The 12,521-nt window shown below is 41.3% G+C and carries 15 protein-coding genes; all 15 read left to right on the top strand.

Annotated features, from left to right (window positions below):
- Positions 1-2 precede the first annotated feature (2 nt).
- On the top strand, positions 3-401 hold the full coding sequence (spx, locus tag QM865_RS03120; RefSeq protein WP_000591165.1) for a transcriptional regulator Spx: 399 nt from the start codon (positions 3-5) through the stop codon (positions 399-401).
- Between the two features lie 65 nt (positions 402-466).
- On the top strand, positions 467-1,036 hold the full coding sequence (locus QM865_RS03115; RefSeq protein ID WP_000725139.1) for an SP0191 family lipoprotein: 570 nt from the start codon (positions 467-469) through the stop codon (positions 1,034-1,036).
- 86 nt (positions 1,037-1,122) lie between these two features.
- Positions 1,123-1,389: an IreB family regulatory phosphoprotein gene (locus QM865_RS03110; RefSeq protein ID WP_000507059.1), complete on the top strand. Its 267-nt coding sequence runs from the start codon at positions 1,123-1,125 to the stop codon at positions 1,387-1,389.
- A gap of 3 nt (positions 1,390-1,392) precedes the next feature.
- Complete coding sequence (ruvX, locus tag QM865_RS03105; RefSeq protein ID WP_004239076.1) at positions 1,393-1,812, top strand: Holliday junction resolvase RuvX; 420 nt, start codon at positions 1,393-1,395, stop codon at positions 1,810-1,812.
- Between the two features lie 15 nt (positions 1,813-1,827).
- Entirely contained in the window at positions 1,828-2,133 is a 306-nt protein-coding gene (locus QM865_RS03100; RefSeq protein ID WP_000017620.1) for a DUF1292 domain-containing protein, read from the top strand.
- A 305-nt stretch (positions 2,134-2,438) separates the two neighbouring features.
- A complete protein-coding gene (locus QM865_RS03095; RefSeq protein WP_414305987.1) occupies positions 2,439-3,689 on the top strand; it encodes a folylpolyglutamate synthase/dihydrofolate synthase family protein in 1,251 nt (416 codons plus the stop codon).
- Complete coding sequence (locus tag QM865_RS03090; protein ID WP_414305986.1) at positions 3,686-4,123, top strand: SP_0198 family lipoprotein; 438 nt, start codon at positions 3,686-3,688, stop codon at positions 4,121-4,123. Before QM865_RS03095 ends, QM865_RS03090 begins: the two co-directional genes overlap by 4 nt.
- 254 nt (positions 4,124-4,377) lie before the next feature.
- Positions 4,378-5,910, top strand: coding sequence for a cardiolipin synthase (cls, locus tag QM865_RS03085; RefSeq protein WP_414305985.1), 1,533 nt, complete (start codon positions 4,378-4,380; stop codon positions 5,908-5,910).
- 254 nt (positions 5,911-6,164) lie between these two features.
- Positions 6,165-7,703, top strand: coding sequence for a damage-inducible protein CinA (locus QM865_RS03080; RefSeq protein ID WP_414305984.1), 1,539 nt, complete (start codon positions 6,165-6,167; stop codon positions 7,701-7,703).
- Positions 7,704-7,822: 119 nt separating this feature from the next.
- Positions 7,823-10,030: an anaerobic ribonucleoside-triphosphate reductase gene (gene nrdD, locus QM865_RS03075; protein WP_414305983.1), complete on the top strand. Its 2,208-nt coding sequence runs from the start codon at positions 7,823-7,825 to the stop codon at positions 10,028-10,030.
- Positions 10,031-10,041: 11 nt separating this feature from the next.
- Positions 10,042-10,182, top strand: a complete 141-nt coding sequence (locus QM865_RS03070; RefSeq protein WP_000521615.1) for a hypothetical protein — start codon at positions 10,042-10,044, stop codon at positions 10,180-10,182.
- 43 nt (positions 10,183-10,225) lie between these two features.
- The gene (locus tag QM865_RS03065; protein WP_414305982.1) at positions 10,226-10,732 is read left to right on the top strand and encodes a GNAT family N-acetyltransferase; all 507 of its coding nucleotides are present in this window, start codon (positions 10,226-10,228) and stop codon (positions 10,730-10,732) included.
- Positions 10,725-11,315 (top strand): anaerobic ribonucleoside-triphosphate reductase activating protein, encoded by a 591-nt coding sequence (nrdG, locus tag QM865_RS03060; RefSeq protein ID WP_414305981.1) that lies wholly within the window; start codon positions 10,725-10,727, stop codon positions 11,313-11,315. The genes QM865_RS03065 and nrdG overlap by 8 nt, the downstream gene beginning before the upstream one ends.
- Positions 11,312-11,929: a uridine kinase family protein gene (locus tag QM865_RS03055; RefSeq protein WP_414305980.1), complete on the top strand. Its 618-nt coding sequence runs from the start codon at positions 11,312-11,314 to the stop codon at positions 11,927-11,929. Before nrdG ends, QM865_RS03055 begins: the two co-directional genes overlap by 4 nt.
- Before the next feature lie 253 nt (positions 11,930-12,182).
- Positions 12,183-12,491 (top strand): 30S ribosomal protein S10, encoded by a 309-nt coding sequence (gene rpsJ / locus QM865_RS03050; RefSeq protein WP_001284513.1) that lies wholly within the window; start codon positions 12,183-12,185, stop codon positions 12,489-12,491.
- Positions 12,492-12,521 lie beyond the last annotated feature (30 nt).

Raw genomic sequence — 12,521 nt, 5'->3', positions numbered from 1 at the left:
ACATGATTAAAATTTATACAGTCTCAAGTTGTACTAGCTGTAAAAAAGCAAAAACCTGGCTCAATGCCCACCAGTTAAGTTATAAAGAACAAAACCTTGGTAAAGAAGGAATTACGCGAGAAGAATTACTGGATATTCTGACAAAAACAGATAACGGAATAGCCAGCATCGTTTCGTCTAAAAATCGCTATGCCAAAGCCCTTGGAGTGGATATCGAAGATTTGAGTGTCAACGAAGTCCTCAATCTGATTATGGAAACACCGAGAATTTTAAAGAGCCCAATCCTTGTAGATGAAAAACGCCTGCAAGTTGGCTATAAGGAAGACGATATTCGTGCCTTCCTACCACGCTCTGTCCGTAATGTAGAAAATGCAGAAGCACGTTTGCGTGCAGCTCTATAAACATCAAGGCTGGGAGCAACTCCCAGTCTTATTCTATTTTAATTTCAAAAAGAAAGAAGAAAGAGATGAAAAAAATAGTTCTTGTTAGTCTAGCTTTCCTTTTTGTCCTAGTTGGTTGCGGACAGAAAAAAGAAACTGGACCAGCTACAAAAACAGAAAAGGATACGCTTCAGTCGGCATTGCCAGTTATTGAAAATGCCGAGAAGAATACAGTTGTGACCAAGACTTTGGTCTTGCCCAAGTCAGATGATGGCAGCCAGCAAACCCAAACCATTACATACAAGGACAAGACTTTTTTGAGCTTAACGATTCAACAAAAACGTCCAGTTTCTGATGAGTTGAAGACTTATATCGACCAACATGGAGTGGAAGAAACTCAAAAAGCTCTTCTGGAGGCAGAGGAGAAGGATGAGGCTATCATAGAAGCTCGTAAATTAGCAGGATTTAAGCTTGAAACTAAACTATTGAGTGCAACCGAACTTCAAACAACGACTAGTTTTGATTTTCAAGTTTTGGATGTCAAGAAGGCTTCTCAGTTAGAATATTTGAAGAACATTGGTTTAGAAAATCTCTTGAAGAATGAACCAAGCAAATATATTTCAGACAGATTGGCAAATGGCGCGACAGAACAATAGAAAATCCAAATAAATAGACTACCTGAATTGTAGAAGGTAAGGAATTATGCTATAATGGTACTATTCTAAGGAAAGAGGGTGTTAGAATGGGATTTACTGAAGAAACAGTACGTTTTAAATTGGACGATTCCAATAAAAAAGAAATTAGCGAAACTCTGACTGATGTTTATGCTTCGTTGAACGATAAGGGCTACAACCCAATCAACCAAATCGTAGGTTACGTATTGAGTGGAGACCCTGCCTACGTTCCTCGTTATAATAATGCACGAAATCAAATCCGTAAGTATGAGCGTGATGAAATCGTTGAGGAATTGGTCCGCTACTACCTTAAAGGACAAGGAGTCGATCTATAACCTATGAGAATTATGGGATTGGACGTCGGTTCAAAAACGGTAGGGGTGGCGATTAGCGATCCGCTCGGTTTTACAGCTCAAGGGCTTGAAATCATCCAAATCAATGAGGAGCAAGGCCAATTTGGTTTTGATCGCGTTAAGGAGTTGGTTGATACTTACAAGGTGGAACGATTTGTAGTGGGTTTGCCTAAAAACATGAACAATACAAGCGGACCGCGCGTGGAAGCTAGTCAAGCATACGGAGCAAAGCTAGAAGAGCTTTTTGGTTTACCAGTAGACTATCAAGATGAACGCTTGACAACAGTGGCCGCTGAGCGTATGTTGATTGAACAAGCAGATATCAGCCGCAATAAGCGCAAGAAAGTCATTGATAAGTTAGCAGCTCAGCTGATTTTACAAAATTATTTAGATAGAAAATTTTAATATAAAGGAGAGGCTATGTCACACGATCATAACCACGACCACGAAGAACGTGAATTAATTACACTAGTAGATGAACAAGGAAATGAAACCTTGTTTGAAATCCTTTTGACCATTGACGGAAAAGAAGAATTTGGTAAAAACTATGTCCTTCTAGTACCAGTTAACGCAGAAGAAGACGAAGACGGACAAGTTGAAATCCAAGCTTACTCATTCATCGAAAACGAAGATGGAACAGAAGGCGAATTGCAACCAATCCCAGAAGACTCGGAAGACGAATGGAACATGATTGAAGAAGTCTTCAATAGTTTTATGGAGGAGTGATACAGTCTGGGAGACTGTATCACCCCAACTCCTAGAAATTGGAAGAGTTGGAACGTCCAGTGGACGTGTTTAGCCCTGCGCTAGAAATTAGAAACGCAGGCACATCCAGTGAACATTTTTACCCCAGTTCCTTTAAATAAGAGAGAACTGGTAAGTCCGGGGATGTTTTTAGCTCTCGTTAACATTTATAGTAGCTAGTTATTAGCTAACCAGGTAAGAGGTTGGGACGAAAATCCTGACCTCATTTTTTGTTATCTACAGAATTTTGCGAGATAATTGATTAGACTTTTGTCAAGGAGATGTATATGTTTGAAGTAGAAGAATGGCTCCATAGTCGGATTGGTTTGAATTTTCGATCAGGTTTGGGCCGAATACAGCAAGCGGTGGATTTGTTAGGAAATCCTGAGCAGTCTTACCCTATTATCCACGTAACAGGAACTAATGGAAAAGGTTCTACCATTGCTTTTATGAAGGAATTATTTATGCGGCATGGAAAGAAAGTTGCGACTTTTACCTCCCCTCATATTGTCTCCATCAATGACCGAATCTGTATTAATGGACAACCAATAGCTGATGCAGACTTTATCCGTTTGGCTGATCAGGTCAAGGAGATGGAAAAGACGCTTTTGCAAACTCATGACCAGTTGTCCTTTTTTGAATTGCTGACCTTGATTGCTTTTCTTTATTTTAGGGAGCAAGAAGTGGATTTGGTTTTATTAGAAGTGGGAATTGGTGGTTTACTTGACACGACCAATGTGGTAACTGGAGAGATTGCTGTCATCACTTCCATCGGACTTGACCATCAGGAAACCTTGGGGGATAGTCTAGAAGCAATCGCAGAGCAGAAAGCTGGTATTTTCAAGGCTGGTAAAAAGGCAGTGATTGCTAAGCTGGCTCCAGAAGCTAGACTTGTCTGTCAGAAAAAAGCAGGATTTTTAGCTGTTGACCTTTATCAGGCAGGTCAAGATTTTTCAATGCTGAATGGCGATTTTTCAAGTTCTTTACTAAATATTTCACAGCTGAAAATAGGATTGGAAGGAGCTTACCAGCAGGAGAATGCGGCCTTGGCGTTGCAAACGTTTCTTCTTTTTATGGGAGAAAGAAAGGAAGTTGTTGATGAGCAGGTTGTAAGACAGGCTTTGGAGAAGACCCATTGGGCTGGCCGTTTGGAGCGTATTCGTCCGCAGATATACTTGGACGGTGCTCATAACCTTCCTGCCTTGACTCGCCTGGTGGAGTTTGTCAAAGAAAAAGAGCAGGAAGGCTATCGACCTCAAATCCTCTTTGGAGCCTTGAAACGTAAGGATTATCAAGGGATGTTAGGTTATCTGACTGAGAATTTGCCTCAGGTGGAACTCAAGGTGACTGGTTTTGACTATCAAGGTTCTCTGGATGAGACAGATGTAACAGGTTACCATGTAATTCCCTCTTACCGAGAATTTATCAGCAGTTTTGAAGAAAGAGCTGATACCAAGGACTTGTTATTCATTACAGGGTCTCTCTATTTTATCTCAGAAGTACGGAGCCACATACTGGGGCATGAGCAGATAAATTGACCTCTCTAGCAAGTCTTAGTCTCTTAGTAGCTTGTTCGCAAAGGACTCAACAGTTTCAACAGCCAGCAGCTCAACCGCAAACACAACAAACTCAGCAATCACAATCTGCTGCTTCATCTTCCACAGAAAATAGCAACCAGGCAGCAACAAGTTCTTCACAAAATGCGCCTGAGGCTCAACCAACTAATATTGATGGAACTTATACTGGTCAGGACGAAGGAGACCGTATCACTTTAGTGGTAACTGGAATAACTGGTACCTGGACTCAGGTAGGAACTGACGGGGAACAAGAAATCAAACAGGTTAGGTTCGACGCTGCTAATCAACGCATGATTATTGGTGATGATGTCAAGATTTATGCAATCAATGGCAACCAGATGATTATTGATGATATGGATAGAGAAGCGTTTGATTGCATTGTTTTATCAAAATAGACTAGAAAGAGACTGGATTTTTCGGTCTCTTTTGCTTTTGCTCAGAAAAATGATTATAAATACTTGCCTTTTACCGAATACCTGCGTTATACTAGTATTAATTACCTGTTTTTAGCATTCATACTCTTCGAAAATCTCTTCAAACCACGTCAGCTTCCATCTGCAACCTCAAAACAGTGTTTTGAGCAACCTGCGACTAGCTTCCTAGTTTGCTCTTTGCTTTTCATTGAGTATCAAAATATCAAGGAGGGGATATGAAATATAGAAAATTTCAATTATTGATGTCCAAGTATGGCTTTAGTCTTTCGATTATGCTACTTGAACTTTGTCTTGTTTTTGGTCTCTTTCTTTATTTAGGGCGCATGGCCCCCATTCTATGGGTAATTATCTTAATTTTTATGAGTATAGCGACTGTTGTCGCAATTGTCAATCGCTCAATGGCGCCTGAAAGCAAAGTAATGTGGTTAGTGGTAACTTTTGTTCCTGTCATTGGCCCCTTGCTCTATCTGATGTTTGGTGAAAGGCGATTGTCCAAAAAAGAAATTAAGCAGTTGGACAAACTGGCTTCCATGCATTTTCGGGAGGATAACAGTAAACCTCTCCGCCAGAAATTGAAGGAAGATGATAAGGCGGCTTACGGAGTTATCAAATCGTTGTTGAGTATGGATAGCAATGCCGACGTCTATGATCGAACGGATACACAATTTTTTGCATCTGGTGAAAGCATGTGGCAACATATGCTGGAAGATCTCAAGAAAGCTGAAAAGTTTATCTTTCTAGAGTATTATATTGTCGAAGAAGGTTTGATGTGGAATAGCATACTAGATATACTAGAGCAAAAGGCAGCTCAGGGTGTAGAGATCAAGATGCTCTATGATGATATTGGCTGTATGGCGACTTTACCTGGCGACTATACTATTCAGCTTCGTAGTCGAGGAATTGAAGCCCATAAGTTTAACAAGGTGATTCCTCGTTTGACGGTGGCTTACAACAATCGGGACCATCGTAAAATCCTTGTCATAGATGGTCAGGTAGCCTATACAGGAGGCATTAACTTAGCCGATGAGTACATCAATCATGTAGAACGCTTTGGCTACTGGAAGGACAGTGGGATTCGCATAGATGGTCCTGGTGTCAAGGTTCTAACCCGTCTCTTTTTGATGACTTGGTACATCAATCGTGGGGAAATCAGCGATTTTGACCAGTATCACTTGGAAAATCAGCCTTGTTCTGGCCAAGGGCTCTGCATTCCTTACGGTAGTGGACCCAAGCCCATCTTCCGTACCCAGGTAGGGAAAAAAGTCTATCAAAGTTTGATTAATCAGGCTACCGATTCAGTCTATATCACAACCCCCTATTTGATTATTGACTATGATTTAACAGAGAGTATTAAAAATGCGGCCATGAGGGGTGTTGATGTCCGCATCGTGACCCCTTTCATTCCAGATAAGAAATTAATCCAGCTCATAACAAGAGGGGCCTATTCGGATTTGTTGTCGGCGGGAGTAAGGATTTTTGAGTATAGTCCAGGCTTTATCCACAGTAAACAAATCCTAGTGGATAAGGACTTTGCTGCAGTTGGAACGATTAATTTAGATTATAGAAGTTTGCTTCACCACTATGAAAATGCAGTCTTGCTATATAAAACAGAATCAATCACTGAGATTCAAAAAGATTTTCAAGAGATTTTTTCGGTATCACAAGAAATTTTCCCTCATACGATAAAAAATAGCTGGTATCAAAAGCTTGTAAAAGAAATCGCCCAGTTATTCGCCCCTATCTTATAAGAAATCTAGGACTGAGGACACAAACCAGTCCTATTTTTCTTGTCTTTTACGAATAAGAAGATGTAGGAGGAAAGATGCTGACCCAGAAAGAATTGAACTATATCATGACATTTAAACAGACGCATTTACATCGATTTCGGGAAATTGAAACCTTTGTGAAACTATGCAAAAAATCACTCAAACAGCCATCGCAAGCTGACAATCCTAGGACTTTTTGATATACTAAGACAGATAAATTGAATAGGAGAAACGATATGAGTGTGTATGGTAGAGTAGAAGAAGTTCATCAGGAGAATCGTGAACCTCTAGAATACCAAATCGAACAAGAATCGCATCATCGTGAATCAAGTCGTCTTCCTTTGGTAAAAATCTTACTATGGAGTACGCTTGTAACAGGGATAACTCTAGGAGTACCGCTATTACTCGATTTAATGAGTGCACAGGAAGTGCAGGATTTTTATGCAGGTTGGGCCCTTCATCAGACAGGGAAGATTTACAGCGACTATTATGGAAGTCAAGGTTTGCTTTATTATTTGCTGACTTACGTGACTCAGGGCGGATTTTTCTTTGCCATCTTTGAGTGGTTAGCCTTGGTAGCAGGAGGATTTTTCCTCTTTCGATCGGCGGACACCTTGACAGAGCAAGGAGACCAAGCTGGACAAGTGGTGACTATTTTTTACATGCTAGTTACAGGTCTTGCTTTTGGTGGAGGTTATGCGACTCTTTTAGCACTTCCCTTCTTATTCGCGGCCTTTAGTTTAGTTGCGGCTTACCTAAGCAATCCAAGCCATGATAAGGGATTTGTACGGATTGGGCTGTCTTTGGCAGGCGGATTTTTCTTTGCTCCCTTGTCATCGCTCCTGTTTATTGCTGTAGTGAGTTTAGGCTTGTTGGTCTTTAACCTTGGGCATAGACGCTTTGCACATGGATTTTATCAGTTTCTTGCAGTGGCTTTAGGTTTCTCACTGGTCTTTTATCCAACTGCCTACTATAGTGTTGCAACAGGAAGTTTTGAGGATGCGATTAGTGGAATTTTGTATCCAATTCATTCCATTCGTTTGGCTTCTGTTTCAGCATTGTTAGAAAATGTTTTGTTTTATGGGTTGTTGACTCTTGGCATGGGAGTTTTGGTTTTTGTCTTTTTAGGCCTCTTTCAATCTAAATCCTCTAAACTATATGTCATCTCAGTGCCTGCGAGTTTGTTCCTAATTTTAGGTTTGGTAGTGATTTTCTTTACACAGGATCCCCTACATGCATCCCGTTTGATGCTCATTTTCCCTGTCTTTCTTCTGCTTTTAGTGTCTAATATTAAGGGGCAACAGAGTGGTCGTAGCGTTAGAAGAAGACGCAGAGAAGAGCCTGTTAGTCTCTGGCATCGCTATATTAAGGGGAATCTTTACCTACCGATTTTAACTTTGTTATATCTTTTGGCTGTTCCTTTTTTGATGAGGTTTGTCCTTTATCCAGTACCTTATCAAGAACGTGAGCGTCTTGCTGATTTGGTGAAAGAGGAGACAAGTACGGAAGATGCTATCTATGCATGGGATGATACTGCAACCCTTTATCGTAAGAGTGAGCGCTTGTCGCCATCGGCTATTTTGTCCCCGTTGCACTATACAGCAACTGAGGAAAATCGGAATAAGCTACTCAATGACTTGAAAGAAAAACAACCCAAGGTGATTGTGGTGAATGATAAGGTAGCAGTCTGGTCTGAAGTGGAAACACTTTTGAAAGAAAATTATCAACCAGTAAAGACTGATTACTCAGAATTCAAAGTCTATAAAATTAAATAACCAAATCAATATCTTGTGTATTTTTAAAAATTTTAGGATTTTTAACACAAGATATTGATTTTTCTTTTTAGAGTGGTATAATACTTTTTAGATATCCTATTTTAGAAAAGAGCATGCATATGATTGCACTAGAAGAAAAAATTACAACCCTACCAACCCTCTTTGTTGAAAAACGAGATGGGAGACGTGTTGTATTTGATGTGGACAAGATTGATAAGGCTCTCCACAAGGCGGCTGACAAGGTTATGGATGTGACACCCTTGGTTGAAAAACGCCTAAATGCTCTGACCGAGCGAATTGTCACAGAAATTCATAGTCGCTTTCCACAGGGAGTTAAGATTTACGAAATCCAAAATATTGTAGAACATGAACTCCTTGAAGCCAAAGAATATGCGCTGGCTGAGGAGTATATTACTTACCGGACACAGAGGGATTTTGAGCGCTCAAAAGCGACAGATATTAACTTTAGTATCCATAAACTGCTCAATAAAGATCAAGCGGTCGTCAATGAAAATGCCAATAAAGACAGCGATGTCTTTAATACTCAGCGTGATTTGACAGCAGGGATTGTTGGGAAATCAATCGGACTGCAAATGCTCCCTAAGCACGTAGCCAATGCCCACCAAAAGGGGGATATCCACTATCACGATTTGGACTACAGTCCCTATACCCCTATGACCAACTGTTGTTTGATTGATTTCAAGGGGATGTTGGAAAATGGTTTTAAGATTGGAAATGCAGAGGTAGAAAGTCCCAAGTCTATCCAGACTGCGACAGCTCAGATTTCCCAAATCATTGCCAACGTTGCTTCTAGCCAGTATGGGGGCTGTTCAGCTGACCGTATCGATGAAGTTTTGGCTCCTTACGCAGAAAAGAATTACAAAAAACACCTCAAAGATGCAGAAGAATGGGTTTTGCCTGAAAAACGGGAAGATTATGCTTGGAAGAAAACGCAAAAGGACATCTATGATGCCATGCAATCTCTCGAGTATGAAATCAACACCCTCTTCACTTCAAATGGCCAAACACCTTTTACTTCACTAGGTTTTGGTCTGGGAACTAGTCGTTTTGAGCGAGAAATTCAAAAAGCTATCTTGACCATCCGAATCAAGGGGCTTGGTTCAGAACACCGCACAGCCATCTTCCCTAAACTCATCTTCACGCTTAAAAGAGGCCTTAACTTGGAAGAAGGGACTCCCAACTACGACATTAAGCAGTTGGCCCTAGAGTGCGCAACCAAACGGATGTACCCAGATGTCTTGTCCTATGATAAGATTGTTGACTTGACAGGTTCTTTCAAGGTTCCTATGGGTTGTCGTTCTTTTCTTCAAGGATGGAAGGATGAGAATGGTGTAGAAGTCAATTCAGGTCGCATGAACCTGGGAGTTGTGACGGTTAACCTGCCCCGTATTGCTCTCGAGTCTGAGGGCGACATGAATAAGTTCTGGGAAATCTTCAACGAGCGTATGAATATCGCAGAAGATGCTCTGGTTTACCGTGTCGAACGCACTAAAGAGGCGACACCAGCGAATGCTCCTATCCTCTATCAGTACGGTGCTTTTGGCCATCGTCTAGGTAAAGAAGAAAGTGTTGACCAGCTCTTTAAGAATCGTCGTGCAACCGTTTCGCTGGGTTATATCGGTTTGTACGAAGTGGCTACTGTCTTCTTTGGAAATAGCTGGGAACACAATCCAGACGCCAAGGAATTCACGCTGGATATCATTCGTGATATGAAACGCCGTGTAGAAGAGTGGTCAGACCAATATGGCTATCATTTCTCTATCTACTCAACACCGTCTGAAAGTTTGACAGACCGTTTCTGCCGACTAGATACAGAGAAGTTTGGCTCTATTCCTGATATCACAGACAAGGAATACTACACCAATTCTTTCCACTATGATGTTCGTAAAAATCCAACACCGTTTGAAAAATTAGACTTTGAGAAAGTCTATCCAGAAGCAGGTGCGTCAGGTGGTTTTATCCATTATTGTGAGTATCCAGTCCTTCAGCAAAACCCTAAGGCTCTGGAAGCTGTCTGGGACTATGCCTATGACCGCGTGGGCTATCTAGGCACCAATACTCCGATTGACCGTTGCTACAAGTGTGACTTTGAAGGGGATTTTGAACCAACTGAGAGAGGATTTGCTTGTCCAAACTGTGGCAATAGCGACCCTAAAACCGTAGATGTGGTCAAACGAACTTGTGGCTATCTAGGTAATCCTCAAGCAAGACCTATGGTCAACGGCCGTCACAAGGAAATCGCTGCGCGTGTCAAACACATGAATGGCTCAACGATTAAAATAGCTGGCCATCAAGTAACAAATTAGAAAGAAATGAAATGGGAAAATATCAATTAGATGATAAAGGGCGCGCACAAGTGACTCGTTATCACGAGAAACACTCTAAAGGTGGAGCTGGTAAGAAAGAACGCTTGCTCAACCTCAAAGAACAATTTTTAAACAAGAATAAGAAAAAATAAAAGTGAGAGTCAGCTCTCGCTTTTCTCATAGTGGGAGGTAAGGATGGAATTACGCAGACCGACAATAGTAGATAGAGAAGCTGTTTTAGACATGATGGCAGAGTTTGAGCAGAGCCAATCAGCCCATGATGGAGGCTTCTGGGATCCAAAGAATTTTTCCTATGAAGATTGGTTAGAAAGTAATCAGAATCAGGAAATGGGGATTAATCTGTCTGAAGGATGGGTTCCTGCAATTCAGTTAGTAGCTTTTTCCGGGAAAGGTCAAGCACTTGGATTTCTTAACCTCCGATTGCGTCTCAATAACTTCCTACTAGAAAAAGGTGGCCACATTGGCTACTCCATCCGACCGTCTGAAAGAGGCAAAGGTTATGCTAAAGAAACTCTCCGACAAGGTTTACAACTGGCTAAGGCAAAGAACATTAAGAAAGCTCTTGTAACCTGTAGCGTGAATAATCCTGCCAGCAGAGCAGTCATTCTAGCAAATGGTGGGCTCCTTGAGGATGTTCGTAATGGAGTCGAGCGTTATTGGATAGAGGTAGCGAATGAATAATCCAAAACCACAAGAATGGAAAAGCGAGGAACTCAGTCAAGGTCGGATTATTGATTACAAGGCCTTTAACTTTGTGGACGGCGAAGGCGTGCGCAACTCTCTCTATGTATCAGGCTGCATGTTTCACTGCGAGGGGTGTTATAATGTAGCGACCTGGTCCTTCAATGCCGGAATTCCTTATACAGCAGAATTAGAAGAACAGATTATGGAAGATCTCGCTCAACCCTATGTTCAAGGATTGACCTTGCTGGGAGGAGAACCCTTCCTTAATACAGGAATCCTCTTGCCACTCGTTAAGCGGATTCGGAAGGAATTGTCAGATAAAGATATCTGGTCCTGGACGGGTTACACTTGGGAAGAAATGATGATGGAGACACCAGATAAACTGGAACTCTTATCACTGATTGATATTCTGGTCGATGGACGGTATGATCGAACTAAAAGAAATCTTATGCTTCAGTTTCGAGGTTCGTCCAATCAACGAATTATCGATGTGCAAAAATCCCTCAAAAGTGGGAAAGTAGTGATTTGGGACAAACTCAATGACGGAAAAGAAAGCTATGAACAGGTGAAGAGAGAGTGAAGAAAAACGACGTAATGGACCAACTAGTCTCAGAGATCGAGACGGGGAAAATCAGGACACTGGGAATATACGGTCATGGAGCTTCAGGTAAATCAACCTTTGCACAGGAATTGTACCAAGCCTTAGATTCTACTACAGTAAATTTGCTAGAAACAGATCCCTATATTACCTCAGACCGTCATCTGGTAGTACCAAAGCAAGCGCCAAATCAAAAGATGACAGCTTGTCTGCCGGTGGCACATGAATTGGCAAGTTTGCAGAGAGATATCTTAGCCTTGCAGAGGGGTATGGATATCTTAACAATTGAAGAACCTTGGAAAGCTAGTGAGGTCTTGTCTGGAGCAAAACCGATTTTGATTGTCGAAGGGATGTCTGTTGGCTTTTTACCCAAAGAACTCTTTGACAAAACCATCCGTTTCTACACGGATGAGGAGACCGAATTAAAGTGGCGTCTAGCTCGAGATACGTCTGTTAGAAATCGGGATGCATCCTTTATATTGGCTAGCCATCAGATGAGACAGGAGCAATATCTACACTACTATAAAGGGACCGAATCCAAGGCGGATATCTTAGTGAAACAATCAGAAGATAAATTTGAGGTCAAGAGAACTTGAATTATATAGAAGAACATCCCTAATTTTAGAAAGAAAAAATAGGAAAACAGTTTCATTGTAAAAAAACGAAAAAACAGCAACAAATCCCTTGCAATCGCAGGGGCTTTGTGTTATTCTATTATGGTGCTGTAAATTACAGCTTTAGCTTTGATGCAAGAGGTTGCGACACGCTCGGTTGCATTGCCACGCAACACCGCGTCGGTTTTCTTGTGGAGCTAGCCTATTATCTTAAATAGACGAAAAGGAGAAAAAGATGGCAAACAAAAAAATCCGTATCCGTTTGAAAGCTTACGAACACCGTACGCTTGACACAGCGGCTGCAAAAATCGTAGAATCAGCTACTCGTACAGGTGCACAAGTTGCGGGTCCAATCCCACTTCCAACTGAACGTAGCCTCTACACAATTATTCGTGCGACTCACAAATACAAAGACTCTCGCGAACAATTTGAAATGCGTACACACAAACGTTTGATCGATATCGTTAACCCAACTCAAAAAACAGTTGATGCTTTGATGAAATTGGATCTTCCAAGTGGTGTAAACGTAGAAATCAAACTTTAATTTAAAGCTTGATACCTTGAGCATAAAAAA

Origin of the sequence: Streptococcus mitis (assembly GCF_047462815.1) — a bacterium.
GTDB lineage: Bacteria > Bacillota > Bacilli > Lactobacillales > Streptococcaceae > Streptococcus > Streptococcus mitis_DO.
The sequence above is the reverse complement of the archived record's forward strand: the minus strand, read 5'-3'. Positions and strand labels throughout refer to the sequence as shown.

Coding starts and splice junctions, on each gene's coding strand:
- QM865_RS03065 (WP_414305982.1), top strand. CDS start 10,226: ATGGAATTACGCAGACCGACAATAGTAGATAGAGAAGCTGTTTTAGAC.
- cls (WP_414305985.1), top strand. CDS start 4,378: ATGAAATATAGAAAATTTCAATTATTGATGTCCAAGTATGGCTTTAGT.
- ruvX (WP_004239076.1), top strand. CDS start 1,393: ATGAGAATTATGGGATTGGACGTCGGTTCAAAAACGGTAGGGGTGGCG.
- QM865_RS03070 (WP_000521615.1), top strand. CDS start 10,042: ATGGGAAAATATCAATTAGATGATAAAGGGCGCGCACAAGTGACTCGT.
- QM865_RS03080 (WP_414305984.1), top strand. CDS start 6,165: ATGAGTGTGTATGGTAGAGTAGAAGAAGTTCATCAGGAGAATCGTGAA.
- QM865_RS03115 (WP_000725139.1), top strand. CDS start 467: ATGAAAAAAATAGTTCTTGTTAGTCTAGCTTTCCTTTTTGTCCTAGTT.
- rpsJ (WP_001284513.1), top strand. CDS start 12,183: ATGGCAAACAAAAAAATCCGTATCCGTTTGAAAGCTTACGAACACCGT.
- nrdG (WP_414305981.1), top strand. CDS start 10,725: ATGAATAATCCAAAACCACAAGAATGGAAAAGCGAGGAACTCAGTCAA.
- QM865_RS03095 (WP_414305987.1), top strand. CDS start 2,439: ATGTTTGAAGTAGAAGAATGGCTCCATAGTCGGATTGGTTTGAATTTT.
- nrdD (WP_414305983.1), top strand. CDS start 7,823: ATGATTGCACTAGAAGAAAAAATTACAACCCTACCAACCCTCTTTGTT.
- QM865_RS03110 (WP_000507059.1), top strand. CDS start 1,123: ATGGGATTTACTGAAGAAACAGTACGTTTTAAATTGGACGATTCCAAT.
- spx (WP_000591165.1), top strand. CDS start 3: ATGATTAAAATTTATACAGTCTCAAGTTGTACTAGCTGTAAAAAAGCA.
- QM865_RS03100 (WP_000017620.1), top strand. CDS start 1,828: ATGTCACACGATCATAACCACGACCACGAAGAACGTGAATTAATTACA.